Genomic DNA, 16,414 nt, shown 5'->3' on the forward strand with positions numbered 1-16,414 from the left:
GCGGGTCCGCCATCTCAGGCGGCCGACCCGCGCAGTGCGCGCACGGCTGCGGGGAGATACCGCAGCAACGGTCCGGCCGAGATCGGCGCCGCCACACGGCCTCCCGCGCGGGCCGCCAGATTCGCGGCCAGCGCGTGCGCCCGCGCCGCCGCGGCCGCCGCCCAGGCGGGCTCGCGCCCGGCGGCCAGTAGCGCGCCGATCACACCGGCGAGCACATCGCCCGCGCCGGCGGTCGCCGCCCAGGAGCCGCCCGCCTCGTTGACCAGTACCTCGCGTCCCGGCGTCGCCACCAGGGTGGCGCGCCCCTTCAGCAGTACGGTGACCTGCCATGCGGCAGCGAGATCACGCACGGCGGCGACGCGGTCGGGGCCGGGTTCGTGACCGGTGAGCCTGGCGAACTCGCCGGCATGGGGCGTGAGGACGGTCGGGGCCCGGCGGCCGCGGACCAGCTCCGGTTCACCCGCCAGCAGGGTGAGGCCGTCGGCGTCGACCAGGACCGGCAGATCGGTGGCCAGGATCTCGGCGAGCCGGTCGCGGGCGGCGCGATCGGTGCCCGACCCGGGTCCGAACACCCAGGCCTGCACCCGGCCCGCGGCCGCGGGATCGGTGACCGCGACGACCTCGGGGTACCGCGCGAGCACCTGTTCGGCCGCGGTACCGGCATAGCGGACCATTCCGGAGGTCGCCGCCACCGCCGCACCGGTGCACAGCACCGCCGCGCCCGGATAGGTCGCGCTCCCGGCATGCACACCGGTGACCCCCTGCGTGTATTTGTCGTCGTCGGCGTCCGGCACGGGCCAGCCCGCACCCACCGCCGCGGGTTCGAGCGCGGCGAGCGCCGGATCGGGGAGCCGTAAACCGATGGGTACCAGTTCGATCCGCCCGCACCGAGCCGCTGCCAGGGCGTGGACGGGTTTCAGCGCGCCGAACGAAACGGTGACGTCCGCCCGCACGGCGGGTCCGGTGACCGCACCGGTATCCGGATCCACACCGCTGGGCAGATCCGCCGCGACGATCGGTGCCCGGATCCCGGCCACTGTTCTCGCCGCCTCCGGGCGCAGCGGCCCGCGGCCGGAGATCCCGACGATCCCGTCCACCACCAGATCGGCACGGCCAACCTCCGATACGGCCGCGTCCGGATCGGTGATCACGCGCCCTCCGGCGCGCCGCAGCGCCGCGAGCCCCGCCGCGTGCGCGCGCGCCGGGTTCAGCAGGATCGCCGTCACCGCGGCACCCCGGCGCCGTAGCATCGAGCCCGCCCACAGCGCGTCCCCGCCGTTGTCTCCGGACCCCACCAGCAACCCGACCGTGCGCCCCGCGACCCCACCGCTACGCGCCCGCAGTTCGGCCGCCACCACCGTGGCGAGCCCGAATGCGGCGCGGCGCATGGGCACCCCGTCGGGCACCCGGGTGAACAGCTCCGCTTCGGCCGAGCGCACCTCCTCGGCGGTGTAGTAGCCGCGCGGCTCGGTCACCGAACACACCTCCGCAGTCGAACGGGCAGCGACCCCCGCAGACTACGCTCGACTCCATGTCCAGACCCCACCGCGCCGTATCCGTTTCCGCCGCCGGATTCGCCCTCGTGGCAACACTGCTCTCCGGCTGTGGTTCCGGTGGGCCGGAGGAGACGGAGCCGACGACAACACGTGTCCGCGAAAGCCATTCGCACAACGCCCCGGAGACCACGGTCACCGTTTTCGTCGAAGAAGACACTTTCTCCCCCGCCGAGATCACCATCTCCGCCGGTGATACCGTCACCTGGCATTTCGACGGCGATATACCGCACGGGGTGCAGGGTATCGGCGATAAGGCGATGGGCATCAACAGCCCGCTGTACGAGGTCGGCGACTGGAGCCACACCTTCACCGCCCCGGGTGAATACCGCTATCTGTGCCCGATCCATCCGGATATGCGCGGCACCATCACCGTCGAGCCGGCGTAACCGAACCCGGTCACGCCGGCCTCCCCGGTCACTCCACGGTCACCGATTTCGCCAGGTTGCGCGGTTTGTCCACGTCGTAACCGCGCGCCTGGGCCACCTCGGCGGCGAAGATCTGCAACGGCACGGTCGACAGCAGCGGCTGGTACAGGGTCGGGGCGGACGGGATCTCGATCAGATCGTCGGCGAACGGCCGGACCAGATCGTCCCCCTCCTCCGCGATGACGATCGTCCGCGCCCCGCGGGCCTGGATCTCCCGGATATTGCTGAGCAGTTTGGAGTGCAGTACGCCGCGGCCCTTCGGCGACGGCATCACCACGATCACCGGTAGCCCACACTCGATCAGCGCGATCGGACCGTGTTTGAGCTCGCCCGCGGCGAATCCCTCCGCATGCATGTACGCCAGCTCCTTGAGCTTGAGCGCACCCTCGAGCGCCACCGGGTAGCCGACATGCCGGCCGAGGAACAGGATCGTCCGCTCCCGGGCCAGCTCACGTGCGATCGCCCGCACCTGCGGCGCCGTTTCCAGCACCCGCTCCACCAGCTTCGGCATGGCCTCCAGCTCGGCGAACTCGCGTGCCACCTCGTCGGGGTACTTGGTGCCGCGGGCCTGTGCCAGCGCCAGGCCGACCAGGAGATTCGCCGTCACCTGGGCGAGGAACGCCTTGGTGGAGGCCACCCCGATCTCCGGCCCGGCCCGGGTGTAGAGCACGGCGTCGGATTCCCGGGGGATCTGCGCGCCGTTGGTATTACAGACGGCGAGCACCCGGGCTTTCTGACTCTTGGCGTGCCGGACCGCTTCCAATGTGTCGGCCGTCTCACCCGACTGCGACACCGCGACCACCAGGGTGGAGCGGTCCAGCACCGGGTCCCGGTAACGGAACTCACTGGCCAGTTCCACTTCCACGGGCAGCCGGGTCCAGTGTTCGATGGCGTATTTGGCGACCAGGCCGGAGTGGTAGGCGCTTCCGCAGGCCACCACGAAGACCTTCTCCACATCCCGGAGTTCCTGATCGGAGAGGCGCTGTTCGTCCAGCACGATCCGGCCCGCCCGGCTGGGACTGTGGTCGAAATGGCCGATCAAGGTGTCGCCGACGGCGCCCGGCTGCTCCTCGATCTCCTTGAGCATGAAGTAGTCGTGGCCGCCCTTCTCGGCCGCGGCCAGATCCCAGTCGATGGTGAACGGCCTGGTCCGCACGCCCTCGGTGGACCCGTGGAAATCGGTGACCCGATAGCCGTCGGCCGTGATCACCACCGCCTGCCCCTCACCCAGCTCCACGGCCTCGCGGGTGTGCTCGATGAACGCGGTGACATCGGAGGCGATGAACATCTCGTTCTCGCCCACCCCCACCACCAGCGGGGTGGAATGGCGGGCGGCGATGATCGTGCCCGGATGGTCCGCATGGGTGAAGACCAGTGTGAACGCACCCTCGAGCCGGCGCAGCACGGCCAGCGTACTGGCCTCGAAATCGCCGGCGGCCGGCCCTTGGGCGTATTCCCGGGCCACCAGATGCACGGCGACCTCGGTATCGGTCTCGCTGCGCAGCTCGACCCCGGCGTCCTCGAGTTCCCGGCGCAGTTGCGCGAAGTTCTCGATGATGCCGTTGTGTACGACGGCGATCTTGCCGCTCACATCCCGATGGGGATGGGCGTTGCGATCGGTCGGGGCGCCGTGGGTGGCCCAGCGGGTATGTCCCATACCGGTGCTACCGGCGAATACATCGTCGCCCGCACCGGCCAGCGCCTTCTCCAGGTTGGCCAGCCGACCGGCGCGCCGCTCGACCGCGGTACCACCGATGCCGTCGAGGATCGCCACGCCCGCGGAGTCGTAACCGCGATACTCCATGCGGCGCAAGGCGGCGACGACGACGCCCAACGCGTCCCGGTACCCGACGTACCCCACGATTCCGCACATGGCTACCCAGACTACTTATCGGCTAACGTTCACGTCGTGTCGGCGTCTGTGAAATCACTTCTGAGCACTCTGACCAGCCGCGGCCCGCATCGGGTGCTCCGCGGGAACCTGGCCGTCGCGGGTCAGCCCGGGGTGGTGTACACGCCGGAAACCGGGCGGGACCTACCCGCGGTCGCGTTCGGTCACGGCTGGCTCAACGGCGCCGGCAACTACGGCACGCTGCTGGAGCACCTCGCGTCCTGGGGGATCGTCGCCGCCGCCCCGGATACCGAGCGCGGCCCGCTGCCCTCTCATCTGAACCTGGCCACCGACCTGCTCACCACGCTCGATATCTGCACCGGGGTCCGCCTCGGTGACGGTGCTCTCACCGTGCACCCCGAACGCCTCGCCCTGGCCGGTCACGGGATGGGCGCGGGTGCGGCCGTGCTCGCGGCGGCCCGGCGCCGCGTGGCCGCGGTGGCTCCGCTGTTCCCCGCGCCCACGGCCCCCGCCGCCGAAACACTGGCCCCCGATATCGATGCTCCCGCGCTGATCCTGGCCGGTGTGAGCGAGCTGGACTCGATGAATTCCATCGCCGTCCCCCTGGCCGCGGCCTGGGCCGGGCCGGTGCTTCTGCGCACCCTGGACGGCGCGGCTCACAACGGTCTCGCCGAGGGCCGCCGCATACTGGCCGCCCTCGGCGGCGGCAAACACGAGCCGAAAACCGCCCGCGCCACCCGCGCCCTGCTCACCGGCTTCCTGCTGCACACCCTGCTGGGCGACAAGACCTACGCGGCTTTCGCCGATCCGGAGACCGCGATCCGGCACACCCATGTCCTCGACCCGGCGGGCGAGCTGGGCGAACAGGCCGACCGGAAAGCGACCGCCGCGGCCCTGGACCCGGCCAAAGCCGGTCAGCTGGTGCGGTTGCTCCGCAAATAGCCCCGGCACCGAGACGAAGGCCGTATCGCCGACGCCCAGCGGGGCGGAGCCGGAAACGGTACGAACGACCCGGCCGGCGTATACCGGCGGTGACGACGCGGCTTGCCCGATGCGTCGGGACGCTGCCACCGCTACGCTGCTGGACTCATGCGATCGGTATCCCTATCGGCGATGCCGGGGCGCTGTTCGTGCGGTACCGAGCGGCGACACCGAACCGGCACGGCCGTTTCCCTGGTGTCTTCGCTCTGGTCAACGGTTCGGCACGGGCAGGCCGCCTCACCGCCGAGCAGGAACGGTTCCGGCAGCGCGAAAACAACTGGTACCAGCAAAACCTCTTCCCTGCTCATCGCACGCGCGTAGGTGTGCTGGTCACCGGTGGTGATCACATCCGTCCCCGGGACTCCCCACCAGCGCGCGAAAGGCCGGGCACGTGGTGAAATCCTCCGCTGTGCAGGTCAGGGCGTGCTCGATCATGGCCTTGGAGGCTTCGAGTTCACGCAGTCTCCGTTCCAGCTCGGCATGGTGACGCCGCAGAACGTCGTGGCGCTCGGTCCGGCTGGTGGAGCGCAGCACCTCCCGGCGATCGCCGCCGATCTGGGCGTCACCACCTCGGCCACGCTCGCCCTGCGCGGGCTGGGCATGTCGGTGGGGGTGACGGTACTGGGGAATCTGCTGAGCCGCAGGCTGGTCGGGCAGACGAGCGTGGCCACCGCCGTTCCGGAGGTGATGGTCGGGGGTGTGCCGCTCGCCGCCGTACTCGTAGCACTCGTCCTCATGCTCCCGAAAGGGGCGGTCCTCGCCGGCCGTTGAGCAACGTCGGGAGTCGAGGCATCGGCCGGAACGCGATGACCGTCCGGACACGGCTTCAGACCAACCAGCTGTTGCGCCGGTAGTACTCGGCTTCATCGTCACCGTCGTCGTCTATCGGTGCGACGATACTGTTCCTGCGACGCGCGGCCGCGGCGCGCGCGATCGCTTCACGGGGGTCCAACTCGCCGACCTCCGCCGGAGGTACCGAGCTCTCGCCCGCACAGCCCTGCCGAGCGGGTATTCCGCCCCCGGACGGCGGCGCGATCGCCTCCTGCCGGCCGCGCGACTCCCCACCCCACAGCCGTTGAACTTCGCTGCCCCGTGGCCGGAACGACTCCTCCCCGGCCTGCCGCCCGGCCGGAGACGATAGTTCCTCACCCTGTCGGATTCGTTCCTCGGTGTCGACCGGCCGATCGTCCTCGCCCTCGTGCTCGGCGCGCTCCGCCAGTTCCTCCCGGAGCCGCCGCATTTCGGCCGCGGCCTGTTCGGCCCGCTCGCGATCACGGACTTCTCTCCGGGCCCTCGCCTCCGTCATCCGCTCGACCATGCGCTCGGCATACCGGCGGGATTCCGCGCCGATCCGTTCGATTTCGCTCGCCATAGCCACCTCACCGATCGCATCCGAGAACCATCACCGGATTCTGCCCGCGCTCACAGCGGACCCGCCTCGGCCAACTGGGCCCCGGTCTCCACCGGGGGCGCGGGCGGTGGAGCCGCCGGCTCGGGTTCGGCGGGCTCCTCTTCGGATTGCTGCGGCGGCGGATAGTCCTGCGGCCGATGCTCGCCGTCATCCTGCTGTTTCCCGGCCGGAACGCCGGGCACGCCGCTGGGTCGATCGGCCGGCTGGGGATTCTCGGTTTCCGGCGGCGCGGTTTCACCGGACCGGTCGTCACCGACGATCGCCGGTATACCGTCGGGCCCGATTTCGACCCGATAGGTCACCGGATCACCGGTAGGGCTGTCCACCACGAGCTTCAACTGGCCGTCGGACCCCACTTCGAGTTTGTAGGTCCGGCCGTTGAACTCGATCCCCTTGTCGCCGCCGGGATCCGGTTCGCCGTCACCGTCGGCGTCTTCGTCCGGTTCACCGTCACCGTCGAGATCCTCGTCGGGCTCACCGTCACCGTCGGTGTCCTGGTCCGGTTCACCGTCGCCGTCCAGATCCTCGGCCGGCTCGTCCTCCCCATCCGGATCGAGGATGTTCTCGGCTTGTTCCCGTAGTTGCTCGAGCGTACTGGTGATCTGCTGGCTCGCCGAGCTCACCAGAGCGTTCAACCCCTCGGTCAACTGGGTGCCGAGGCCCGAGGAAGCGAGCTGGGTACCCAGCGCGGCAACGGTTGACAGCGGATCGTCGGTGCCGGTCGGGGTTGTCGAGGGAGTGGTGGTGGTGGTGGTCGACGGCGGCGTCGCCGAAGGCGTCGTCGTGGTCGACGGCGTCGTGGGGGCTCCGGTACCGGTCGGCTGACTCGTTGCGGTCCCGGGCGGGGTGGTGGTCTGCGGCGTCTGGGAAATCTTCGGGCACGGGTACTTGGTGGCATTCAATCCTTGAAATGCCTTCACCAGTTCGTCGTGGATACCTGCCACATACTGATTGGTTTGGTTACATGCCTTCACGAATTCCGCGAGATGCGACTCGTACTCCGTCTTGAAGATTTCGTCGAGCCAGGTTCTACACTGCTCCCGCATTTTTCCGACGTAAGTCGAATCTTCGGCGCTGATCCATGGTACGTACAGCGAACCGGACTCGGCCAGCTCGGGGAATATTCGATTGACCTTGTCGACCAAAGTGTCTTTTCCCCACAGTGCGCCACTCGCGAAGAAGCCATTGGCAAACGTGATGATACTGTCGATATCCTCAGGGGTTTTACCGCGGACCTCGATTTCATCGCTCCTGGAGATCTCGGCGGCCGCGCACGTCTTGATCGCCAGTGCGTCACGTAAGGACTGCGGCGCAGCAGCCAGCCCCTCCTGGACCTTGCGCACAATGGTGATATCGGCCTCGGCCAACTGGAGTTGCGTCGCCATCATGTTCGAGGCCGCGGTCGCCGCGTCCCCCCACCACACCGTGGGCAGGGTATGCGCGAACGTGGCCTGCTCGTTTCGCTCGGTCGCCACCTTCTCGAGGACGGTTTTCAATGTATCGGCGGCGGTACGGAACGCCTCTTCGTTCAAACCGTTCTGCTGATAGAAGAGTGTGTGCAGCTCTCCGTACGGTTTGAATTCGGGCGATGTCGCATCACCTACCCAACGGAGGTAACGGACCTCCAATATCTCGAAGTACCGCAGCGCCTTCGAGGCCTCATGGAGCAGTTCGGCACAACTGCGGGTCTCCACCCCCGCCGGACTTCGATCCTCGGCCATCTGTCAGCTCGCCGCCTGCTGAGTGTTCGCGGCGTTTTCCTGGTCCACGGTGGAAAGCTCGACCACCGTCTGCCCCATCGCGTCACCGGTGAGCTGTGTGGCCTCGGACCAATCGTCGAGCCATTGCTGCACCGCTTCCAGGCCCGCGTGAATCGCATCCCCCTGCGCCTTGTACCCGAAACCGGTGTCGGCGGGGACGATCATACTGCCGGCGATACTCGTCACCTGACTCTTCACCGCGTCGGCGCTGGCCCGCATATTGTTCGCCAAGCCCACCAGGGCCTCCGATTGCATCCCCGTCGTACTCATGGGTTTCCCCTCCGTCCTGCCCGCCCCTCCCGGGAAATCCCCGATCGGTCCTGCGGCGCTTGTCCTACCCGTTCCGACGCGGCCGCGCGGGCTGCGGTTCCATGCCGGCGCGAGTGTCCGGCACCGGCTACTCTCCGACCTTCCCCCGATCGGTCTGCCGCCACTCACCGCTTCCGTCCGGGTTGCGATGGTACTCCCAGGCGGAGAAATCACCGTCGTACTCCACCACTTTCAGATGATCGGCGAATCCGTCTGCGTCGGTATCGGTCCAGACACTCATGGATTCGGGACCGGTGGCGGTGAAGGTGTCGAGTATGCCGTCACCGTCGAGATCCTGGGTGGGCGTTTCCATTTCGACCGGACCGAGCCCGTCCGGGGAGGACGATGCGTCGAGACCGGGGAACTCTCCGGATGCGGGCATGGGTCCTCCTGAGTTCCGTGAAGACGGCGAGACGGGTTTTCGCCTATCTTTCCATCCCCGGTGACACAGCGCAGCCCCGCTCCCGGTACGGGAACGGGGCCGGCGGTCGTGATCGGAAAACGGAAGCGGGCCGGGTGGCCCCGCCGGGTCTCAGCGCTTCGGCATCAGCAACCACAGCGCCAGGTAGATCAGGAACTGCGGTCCGGGCAGTACGCAGGACACGACGAACAGCAGCCGGACGAGCCCGGAACTCCAGCCGAAGTACTCGGCGATACCGCCGCAGACACCGCCGATCCACTTATCGGTGGTGGAGCGGGCGAAGCGACGTGCGGGGGCGGTCATGGTGGTCCTTTCGACGGCGGGGACTACACCTCCACTATCCGCACCGTGACCATCCGGTCGCATCGGTAGCGCTACCGATCCCCACCCTGATTTCCGGAGCGTCCGGCTCAGGGTGCCGCCCTGAGCCGGACCCGCTCAGACAGCCGCGACCAGCTTGGCGAGGTCGCCGGCCACCTGTTCGGCCCGGTGGTGATCGGCCGCTTCCACCATCACCCGGACCAGCTGTTCGGTTCCGCTGGGGCGCAGCAGGATCCGGCCGGTGTCCCCGAGTTCGTCCTCGGCGGCGCGGACGGCTTCCAGGATTCCCGCGTCGGAGGTGACCGCGGCCTTGTCCGAGACCGGGACGTTCACCAGGACCTGGGGCACCTTCTGGACGACCGCGGCCAGTTCGGCCAGCGATCGGCCGGTCGCCGACATCCGCGCCATCAGTTGCAGACCGGTGAGGACGCCGTCGCCGGTGGTGCCGTAGCGGGGGAAGACCACATGTCCGGACTGTTCACCGCCCAGCGCGTACCCGCCGCCGCGGAGTTCCTCCAGAACGTAGCGGTCGCCGACGCCGGTGGTCCGCACGGTGATACCGGCCGCGCGCATGGCCAGATGCAGGCCCAGGTTGCTCATCACGGTGGCCACCAGGGTGTTGCCGGTCAGGGTGCCGGCCTCCTGCATCCCGAGCGCGAGGATCGCCATGATCGCGTCGCCGTCGACGAGATCACCGGCGGCGTCGACGGCCAGGCAGCGATCGGCGTCGCCGTCGTGGGCCAGGCCCAGGTCGGCACCGTGTTCGCGCACCGCGCGCTGCACCTGCTCGATATGGGTCGAACCCACCCCGTTGTTGATATTGAGCCCGTCGGGTTCGGCGTTGATCGCCACGACCCGCGCCCCGGCCTCCCGGTAGGCGGCCGGCCCGACCTCCGAGGCCGCACCGTGGGCGCAGTCCACGACGACTGTCAGCCCGTTCAGATCCCGGCCGGTGACCTCCACCAGATGCTCGATATAGCGTTCGTGAGTACCGCCGACACCGAACTGGTCGGACGGGCCGGCATCGGGCCGGTGGGTGCCGCTCGCGCCCAGTACCCGTCCGATCCCGGCGCCGGTGGGCCGGGTGAACTCGCCCGATGCGACCCGGGCCTCGATCCGTTCTTCGACAGCGTCCTCGAGTTTGTGCCCGCCGGCGGCGAAGATCTTGATCCCGTTATCGGGCATGGGATTGTGCGAGGCGGAGATCATCACACCCAGACCGGCGTCGTACACGCCGGTCAAGTAGGCCACGGCGGGAGTCGGCAGGACACCGACCGGTAATACGTCCATCCCCGCGGCCGTCAGCCCGGCGGTCACGGCGGCCTCCAGCATTTCGCCGCTGGCGCGCGGATCCCGCCCCACCACCGCCAGCTTGCGGTGGCCGGACCGCACCTCCACGCCCAGTACCTGCGCCGCTGCCCCGGCGACCCGCAGCGCCAGTTCCGGGCTCAACGAATCATTGGCCAGCCCGCGCACACCGTCGGTGCCGAACAGATCTCCCATACCTTGCCCCTCGTCAGTGAGTCCACGGCGCACGACGAACCCAGCCGTAACCGCGTCCGGGTGGCGAGCACCGCGGTAGATATAGCACGAGAGCAGGCCACCAGACTCCGACTGGTTGCCTGCTCTCGGTATCGATACCGGCCCGTCCGCCCACTCGCGGCGGACGGACAGCCGGCATCGGGGATATCAGCGCTTCGAGTACTGCGGCGCTTTACGGGCCTTCTTGAGGCCGTACTTCTTGCGCTCGGTGGCACGCGGGTCACGGGTGAGGAACCCGGCACGCTTGAGCGCCGGACGGTCGTCCGCGTTGACCACGGTCAGCGCCCGGGCGATGGCCAGGCGCAGCGCACCGGCCTGGCCCGACGGGCCGCCACCGCTCAGGCGGGCGTACACGTCGAAGGATTCGAGACGCTCGACGGTGACCAGCGGGGACTTCACCAGCTGCTGGTGCACCTTGTTCGGGAAGTAGTCCTCGATCGAGCGACCGTTCAGCACGAAGTTGCCGGTGCCGGGCACCAGGCGCACCCGCACCACGGCCTCCTTACGGCGGCCGACGGTCTGCACGGGACGGTCCAGCGGAGCCGCGTAGTCGACGTATTCGGCGTCGTCGTAGACCACGCCCTCGTCCAGCACCTCGGCGGCGTCTTCCGCGACCGCCTCGTCGTACTCGGTGTATTCCTCGGGAGCGGTCACTGGGCCACCTGCTTGATCTCGAACGGAACGGGCTGCTGGGCGGCGTGCGGATGGTTCGGGCCCGCGTACACCTTCAGCTTGCCGGCGATGGCGTTGCCGAGCTTGTTCTTGGGGATCATGCCCTTGACGGCCTTCTCCACCAGGCGGTCGGGACGCTTTTCCAGCACCTGGCCGACAGTGCGGGACTTGAGGCCGCCGGGATGACCCGAGTGGTGGTGGATGAGCTTGTCCTGCCGCTTGTTGCCGCTGATGGCAACCTTGTCGGCGTTGATGATGATGACGAAATCGCCACCATCGACATGCGGAGCGTAGGTCGGCTTGTGCTTGCCACGCAGCAGATTCGCTGCCTGGACGGCAAGACGGCCGAGCACTACGTCAGTGGCGTCGATGACGTACCACTTACGGGTCACGTCACCCGCCTTCGGGCTGTACGTAGGCACAGTGCTTCCCTGTCTGTCGTCGATGCTGCCGGCCAAGTGTGCGTCGAGGGGTTCCCGGCGGCCGGTTGAGACCCGGGACTCGGCGTTCGCACACCAGCCGGTCACGATACCAGTCACGTATCGTGGCCCGGAAACCGCCCGCTCGTGGCGCGGGGCGCGCGGGGCCCTCAGAGGTCGATCGGCGGACCCGGGTCGGCGATACCGGGCAGTCCGGGCACCAGGTAGCGCAGGGTATCGATACCGGGGCGTTCACACATCGCGTCGTCCTGCCCGGGCGCGGCGGGGGCCTGCTCGTTCACGGGCGTTCCGGTGCCCGGCGCGGTGGGCACGCGGGCGTAGAACAGCCGACCGTCCGTACCCGCTCCTTCCGGACCGGCGGTATCGGCCTCTTCCGGAGGGTCGACGGTGACCCGGGGCATGGGCACGCATCCGGCCACGCTGTCCATGTTCACGGCGATACCGGTCGGCCCGGGGGCGGCCTGCGCCGTTCCGGCACCGTCACCACCCCATACCGAGGCGGCCAGCGCGGCGGCACCGATAACGGCGTGCGCGCCGAAGAGGTTGTCCTTCATCTTGTTCCAGAGCCGGCCCTTGGCCTTCTCCCCTTCCGCTTCCGTATCGGGCGGCGCGGGGGCGCCGGACGGAGCCGAACCCGGTGGCCCGGAGCCGGGGTGCGGCGTGAACGGCACCGCCGCCTGACTGCCGGTGGCGGGGTCGGGCGGACGAGTGAACCGGCTGGCGGGGCCGGATATCGGGGGCGGCAGTTCCCCACGCTCGACCTTGACGGTCGCGTCCTCGCCCGCACCCTGCCCGGGCGAACCCGGTGGCTGAGCGGAAGAACCGTAGGGCGAGGGCTGGGCCGGCGGAGGAGGCACCGCGGGCGCTGTCCCGGTGTTGCCGGGCGCGGCCCCCGAGGCGGGCATTTGCCGGCCGGGTCCGGGGTGCGGTGGTTGCGGAGCGCCCGGCGCGGGAGGGTACGGACCGCCCGGCGCCGGCCGGCCGGGACCGCTCGGACCGGCCGGTTCCGGCGGCACGGGCGCGGCACGATCCGCCCCGGGCGGGGACGCAACGGGGTGCGGCGCGGCCGGTGGTCCGGGCGGCGCGTAGCTCTCCGGTTCCTCGTCGTCCTCGTTCTCACTGACCAGCAGATGGGTGGCGCCGAGGACCAGAGCGTGCATGGGATGCTCGGCCTTCTTCAGGCGCTGACCCAGATGATTGCGGAACGCGAACCGCAGCGTTTCGTTGAAGACCACCTGCCCGGCCAGCAGCACCGTCGAATTATCGGCGCCCATGGCCCGTGCCGCGGCCATCACCTCGATCACCGTATCGTCGGCGATACGGGGGTTGCGCGTCGATTCGGGGTCGATGGACACGTAGACCGATTCGGTGGGCCGCTCCTCGTCCCCGTGCACCGCGACCACGAGCACATTGGCCCGGCCGTCGACGACCCGCCCGTCGAAGTGGACCGCCGTGGCACCGATACCGTCCGGCAGGCGATGGTCGGGCGGGCGCACCAGCCCGAGGGCGCGCACATAGCCGGAGAGCGCGATGGATTCCGGAATCGGTTCGACCTCGACGTCCAGCTGCTCCACCAGCTGTGCGTAGGCGTCGATCTTGGGCTCCGGCCAGTCGTCCGGGTAGGGCAGCGCGATAACGTCGGGTTTCCCGCGCAGATAGGTGCCGATCGCGGCCATCGGGTTGTAGAGACGGGCACGGAACACCAGTTCCGCCGGCCAGGTGGCTCCGGCGATGACGATCTGCGGATGCCCGAGGATTTCCCGCACATCCGGAATCGCCATGCCCAGATCGGGCCGCTGTTTCTCCACACCGGCGGTATAGAGCCTGCCTGCCGCGTCGGCCAGCAGATAGGCAGGGGGGTTGTAGCTTCCCTCGACCCGTACCGGGCGGATGGGCACGCCGGATCCACCCGCGGCCACGGAGACCACATCCCACCCGAGATGTATCGCTCCAACTCGCACCATCACAGGCATCAGTGTGCCTGGTGCGCGGGCGCAGCGCTCGCCGCCCCCACCGACCAGCGGTGCGGGCGGCGCGTCCGGTGGTTCCGCGGTCTCATCCGGCGGACTTCCTGAGCCGCAAACGGGTCCAGGTGAACAGAGCGATCACCACCGTGATGGCCACCACCATGCCGATATCCAGGAACCACGCGCTGCGCGTGTGCTCCCAGAATCCGTCCTGTTGCGATTGGACGAACAGCGATCGAACATCCACCGTCGAGGCCGCGGCGGCGTAGCCCCAGCGGGAGGGGAACAGCCAGGAGACCTGTTCCAGCACTACGCGATCGGTCACCGGGATCAGGCCACCGGCCATCACCAGCAACCCCATGATCGCCACCACCAGCAGTGGCATCACCTGCTCGCTCGATTTGGCCAGGCTCGACAACAACAGTCCGAACACCACGCACGCCACCGCGGTCGCCGCGATATCGATATAGAGTTCCGCACCGCCGAGGGCCAGCGCCGAACCTTCCTCCGGCCGTTTCTTGCCCAGCAGCACGAAGCCGATCATCACCGCGGACTGCAACAGGACGGCGAGGCTGAACACCACGATCTTCGCCGACAGGTACGCCCCGGGTCGCAGTCCGACCGCGCGCTCCCGGAAGAAGATCGTGCGTTCCCCGACCAGATCGCGCACGGTGAGAGTGGAACCCATGAAACAGGCGCCGAGAATCAGCACCACCAGCAGCTGCTGAGGTTCGGAGCTGCCGGCCCGGATGAAGGAGCCGTCGTCGGCCTGGGTCAGTGGTGGCGGCGAGAACCCGTACTGGCCCGGGACCACCAGCGAGAGCCCGCCGAGCGCGAACGGCAGCAACACCAGGAACACGAGATAGCCGCGGTCGGCCAGGATCAGCCGCACCTGCCGCCGGGCCAGCGTGGAGAACTGTTTCCAGGCACCGGATTGCGGGGGTGAACCGGCCCCGCCCGATCGGGCCGCGGGCGGTGGCGGGGGCGGTAGCGCGGCCTGCCGCGACCGATAGTGCGCGAACGCGGCATCGGGGTTGGCGGCCACATCGGCGAATATCTTGGCCCAATCACTGGTGCCCAGCGCGGATTCGACACCCGCCGGATTGCCCGCGTAGGCGGTCTTGCCTCCGGGGGCCAGCAACACCACCTGATCACACATGTCCAGGCAGGCCACCGAATGGGTGACCACGATGACCACGCGCCCGGCATCGGCCAGTTCGCGCAGCATCATCATGACCTGGCGGTCCAGTGCCGGGTCCAGGCCGGAGGTGGGTTCGTCCAGGATCAGCAGTGAAGGGCCGGTGAGCAGTTCCAGCGCGACGGAAGCACGTTTGCGCTGACCACCGGAAAGACGGTCCACCCGGGTGTCGGCGTGCTCGGTGAGCGAGAGTTCGCGCAGTACGCCGTCGATCACCTGCCGGCGGTCGGCTTTCGACGAGTCGGGGGGCAGCCGTAGTTCCGCCGCGAAGCCGAGGGCCTGACGCACGGTGAGCTGCCGGTGCAGCACATCGTCCTGCGGGACCATGCCGATACGGGAACGCAACGCCTCGTATTCGGCGTGCAGATCACGACCTTCGAAGGTGACCACACCACCCGAGGGATGGGTGCTGCCCGCGATCAGCCGGGACAGGGTGGATTTCCCGGCGCCGGACGGGCCGATCAGCGCGGTCAGGGTGCCCCGCGCGGCCTGCATGTTCACATCGACCAGCAGCTGCTTGTTGCCTTCGACGGTGAACCCGACCCCGTGGACGGCCAGCCCCTGTTCGGCGACCGGGCGTTGCCGGTGTACCAGCGTGCCCTGCTGGACCTCGAAGTCGATGTTGCCGATGGTGATGATGTCGCGTTCGCGCAGTACGGTGCGCTGCTGCCGGATACCGTTGACGAAGGTGCCGTTGGCCGAGCCGAGGTCCTCGAGGACCAGCCCCTCTGCGCTGCCGATCAGTCGCGCGTGTTTACGGGAGGCCAGCGGATCGTTGACGATGATCTGGTTGTCCGAGGTACGCCCGATGGCCAGACCGCCGGGCGGGAGCCGGTCGGCGCGGGCCGCGGGCCCCTCGCTGGCCCGGTGACGCACCGGCGGTACGGCCGCCACGGTCGCCTTCGCCGTCATGTTCACGTTCACGGGCTGCTGCGCGGCGACCTGTGGCTGTGGCCCGGTGGGCCCCTGCGGGCCGCGCGCGGGCTGCTGCCCCGAGGGGGGCCACTGCTGCGGCTGATGCGGCACCGGCCGCTGGGCATGTGGCTGGTTCGGCACCGGCCCACTGTGCTGGACCGGCGGGGGGACGTGAGGAATCGGTCCCGACGGCGGGCGCTGGACCGGGGGCGGCTGCCGGTGCGGCGGGGCCGGTGGACGCTGCGGTTGCGGGACGGGCTGTCGCTGCCCCTGCTGCTGCGGGACTCCGGAGGGAACCAGCCACAGCAGCGGGCCGCTGATCGCATCGCCGAGCCGGACCTGAGTGGGCCGGTCGATCGGGACGGGCTGACCCACCCGGCGGGCATCGACGAAGACACCGTTGGTGCTGCCGTTGTCGGTGAGCACCCACGCTCCCGACTGCCAGGCCAGTATCGCGTGGACCCGCGAGACCAGCGGACTGTCGACGAACAGCGTCACTTCGGGCGCGCGGCCCAGTGTGATCTGCTGATTCGAATCGAAGACACGTTCGGTTCCATCATGGCGCACCGTGATGGTGCGCACCCCCGGTGCAGACATGCAGCGGATACTATTCCATTACCCGGGCATCGGAGGTGCCCCCGCTG

General features: G+C 69.2%; 16 protein-coding genes. 3 read left to right on the top strand and 13 right to left on the bottom strand.

The annotated features are described in order from the left end of the window. Nucleotides 1-14 precede the first annotated feature (14 nt). On the bottom strand, nucleotides 15-1,475 hold the full coding sequence (locus tag ACYR7D_RS02220) for an NAD(P)H-hydrate dehydratase (protein WP_459547965.1): 1,461 nt from the start codon (nucleotides 1,473-1,475) through the stop codon (nucleotides 15-17). A 56-nt stretch (nucleotides 1,476-1,531) separates the two neighbouring features. Between ACYR7D_RS02220 and ACYR7D_RS02225 the strand changes: the two genes are divergently transcribed. Then, entirely contained in the window at nucleotides 1,532-1,942 is a 411-nt protein-coding gene (locus tag ACYR7D_RS02225) for a cupredoxin domain-containing protein (protein WP_459547966.1), read from the top strand. 28 nt (nucleotides 1,943-1,970) lie between these two features. Here ACYR7D_RS02225 and glmS read toward each other — a convergent pair whose 3' ends face one another. Next, nucleotides 1,971-3,854 carry a glutamine--fructose-6-phosphate transaminase (isomerizing) gene (gene glmS / locus ACYR7D_RS02230; protein ID WP_459547967.1) on the bottom strand — a complete coding sequence of 628 codons (1,884 nt, stop codon included), beginning with the start codon at nucleotides 3,852-3,854 and terminating at the stop codon, nucleotides 1,971-1,973. A 36-nt stretch (nucleotides 3,855-3,890) separates the two neighbouring features. Between glmS and ACYR7D_RS02235 the strand changes: the two genes are divergently transcribed. Beyond that, a complete protein-coding gene (locus tag ACYR7D_RS02235; protein ID WP_459547968.1) occupies nucleotides 3,891-4,775 on the top strand; it encodes a poly(ethylene terephthalate) hydrolase family protein in 885 nt (294 codons plus the stop codon). A 131-nt stretch (nucleotides 4,776-4,906) separates the two neighbouring features. Here ACYR7D_RS02235 and ACYR7D_RS02240 read toward each other — a convergent pair whose 3' ends face one another. After that, entirely contained in the window at nucleotides 4,907-5,161 is a 255-nt protein-coding gene (locus ACYR7D_RS02240; protein ID WP_459547969.1) for a hypothetical protein, read from the bottom strand. A 76-nt stretch (nucleotides 5,162-5,237) separates the two neighbouring features. On the opposite strand from ACYR7D_RS02240, the gene ACYR7D_RS02245 reads away from it, so the two are divergent. After that, on the top strand, nucleotides 5,238-5,585 hold the full coding sequence (locus ACYR7D_RS02245) for a hypothetical protein (protein ID WP_459547970.1): 348 nt from the start codon (nucleotides 5,238-5,240) through the stop codon (nucleotides 5,583-5,585). 55 nt (nucleotides 5,586-5,640) lie between these two features. On the opposite strand, the gene ACYR7D_RS02250 is transcribed toward ACYR7D_RS02245, so the two are convergent. The 10 genes from ACYR7D_RS02250 to ACYR7D_RS02295 all read right to left on the bottom strand — a co-directional run bounded on the left by ACYR7D_RS02250 (nucleotide 5,641) and on the right by ACYR7D_RS02295 (nucleotide 16,367). Continuing rightward, nucleotides 5,641-6,186 carry a hypothetical protein gene (locus ACYR7D_RS02250; RefSeq protein WP_459547971.1) on the bottom strand — a complete coding sequence of 182 codons (546 nt, stop codon included), beginning with the start codon at nucleotides 6,184-6,186 and terminating at the stop codon, nucleotides 5,641-5,643. 50 nt (nucleotides 6,187-6,236) lie between these two features. Further along, the gene (locus ACYR7D_RS02255; RefSeq protein ID WP_459547972.1) at nucleotides 6,237-7,946 is read right to left on the bottom strand and encodes a hypothetical protein; all 1,710 of its coding nucleotides are present in this window, start codon (nucleotides 7,944-7,946) and stop codon (nucleotides 6,237-6,239) included. 3 nt (nucleotides 7,947-7,949) lie between these two features. Continuing rightward, nucleotides 7,950-8,255, bottom strand: a complete 306-nt coding sequence (locus ACYR7D_RS02260; RefSeq protein WP_459547973.1) for a hypothetical protein — start codon at nucleotides 8,253-8,255, stop codon at nucleotides 7,950-7,952. A gap of 127 nt (nucleotides 8,256-8,382) precedes the next feature. Continuing rightward, the gene (locus ACYR7D_RS02265) at nucleotides 8,383-8,676 is read right to left on the bottom strand and encodes a DUF6802 family protein (RefSeq protein WP_459547974.1); all 294 of its coding nucleotides are present in this window, start codon (nucleotides 8,674-8,676) and stop codon (nucleotides 8,383-8,385) included. A 150-nt stretch (nucleotides 8,677-8,826) separates the two neighbouring features. Next, a complete protein-coding gene (locus ACYR7D_RS02270; protein WP_459547975.1) occupies nucleotides 8,827-9,018 on the bottom strand; it encodes a PspC domain-containing protein in 192 nt (63 codons plus the stop codon). Nucleotides 9,019-9,153: 135 nt separating this feature from the next. Then, nucleotides 9,154-10,539: a phosphoglucosamine mutase gene (gene glmM / locus ACYR7D_RS02275; protein ID WP_459547976.1), complete on the bottom strand. Its 1,386-nt coding sequence runs from the start codon at nucleotides 10,537-10,539 to the stop codon at nucleotides 9,154-9,156. Between the two features lie 186 nt (nucleotides 10,540-10,725). Continuing rightward, entirely contained in the window at nucleotides 10,726-11,172 is a 447-nt protein-coding gene (rpsI, locus tag ACYR7D_RS02280) for a 30S ribosomal protein S9 (protein ID WP_459549976.1), read from the bottom strand. Between the two features lie 56 nt (nucleotides 11,173-11,228). After that, entirely contained in the window at nucleotides 11,229-11,672 is a 444-nt protein-coding gene (gene rplM, locus ACYR7D_RS02285; protein ID WP_459549977.1) for a 50S ribosomal protein L13, read from the bottom strand. Nucleotides 11,673-11,839: 167 nt separating this feature from the next. Beyond that, on the bottom strand, nucleotides 11,840-13,654 hold the full coding sequence (locus tag ACYR7D_RS02290; protein ID WP_459549978.1) for a hypothetical protein: 1,815 nt from the start codon (nucleotides 13,652-13,654) through the stop codon (nucleotides 11,840-11,842). A 91-nt stretch (nucleotides 13,655-13,745) separates the two neighbouring features. Next, complete coding sequence (locus ACYR7D_RS02295; RefSeq protein ID WP_459547977.1) at nucleotides 13,746-16,367, bottom strand: ATP-binding cassette domain-containing protein; 2,622 nt, start codon at nucleotides 16,365-16,367, stop codon at nucleotides 13,746-13,748. Nucleotides 16,368-16,414: the final 47 nt, after the last annotated feature.

It is taken from the genome of Nocardia sp. X0981 (assembly GCF_977089955.1).

Excerpts from the sequence above, each read along its gene's own strand:
- ACYR7D_RS02295 (WP_459547977.1), bottom strand. The coding sequence starts at position 16,367 with ATGTCTGCACCGGGGGTGCGCACCATCACGGTGCGCCATGATGGAACC.
- glmM (WP_459547976.1), bottom strand. The coding sequence starts at position 10,539 with ATGGGAGATCTGTTCGGCACCGACGGTGTGCGCGGGCTGGCCAATGAT.
- ACYR7D_RS02225 (WP_459547966.1), top strand. The coding sequence starts at position 1,532 with ATGTCCAGACCCCACCGCGCCGTATCCGTTTCCGCCGCCGGATTCGCC.
- ACYR7D_RS02250 (WP_459547971.1), bottom strand. The coding sequence starts at position 6,186 with ATGGCGAGCGAAATCGAACGGATCGGCGCGGAATCCCGCCGGTATGCC.
- ACYR7D_RS02270 (WP_459547975.1), bottom strand. The coding sequence starts at position 9,018 with ATGACCGCCCCCGCACGTCGCTTCGCCCGCTCCACCACCGATAAGTGG.
- glmS (WP_459547967.1), bottom strand. The coding sequence starts at position 3,854 with ATGTGCGGAATCGTGGGGTACGTCGGGTACCGGGACGCGTTGGGCGTC.
- ACYR7D_RS02290 (WP_459549978.1), bottom strand. The coding sequence starts at position 13,654 with ATGGTGCGAGTTGGAGCGATACATCTCGGGTGGGATGTGGTCTCCGTG.
- ACYR7D_RS02265 (WP_459547974.1), bottom strand. The coding sequence starts at position 8,676 with ATGCCCGCATCCGGAGAGTTCCCCGGTCTCGACGCATCGTCCTCCCCG.
- ACYR7D_RS02260 (WP_459547973.1), bottom strand. The coding sequence starts at position 8,255 with ATGAGTACGACGGGGATGCAATCGGAGGCCCTGGTGGGCTTGGCGAAC.
- ACYR7D_RS02255 (WP_459547972.1), bottom strand. The coding sequence starts at position 7,946 with ATGGCCGAGGATCGAAGTCCGGCGGGGGTGGAGACCCGCAGTTGTGCC.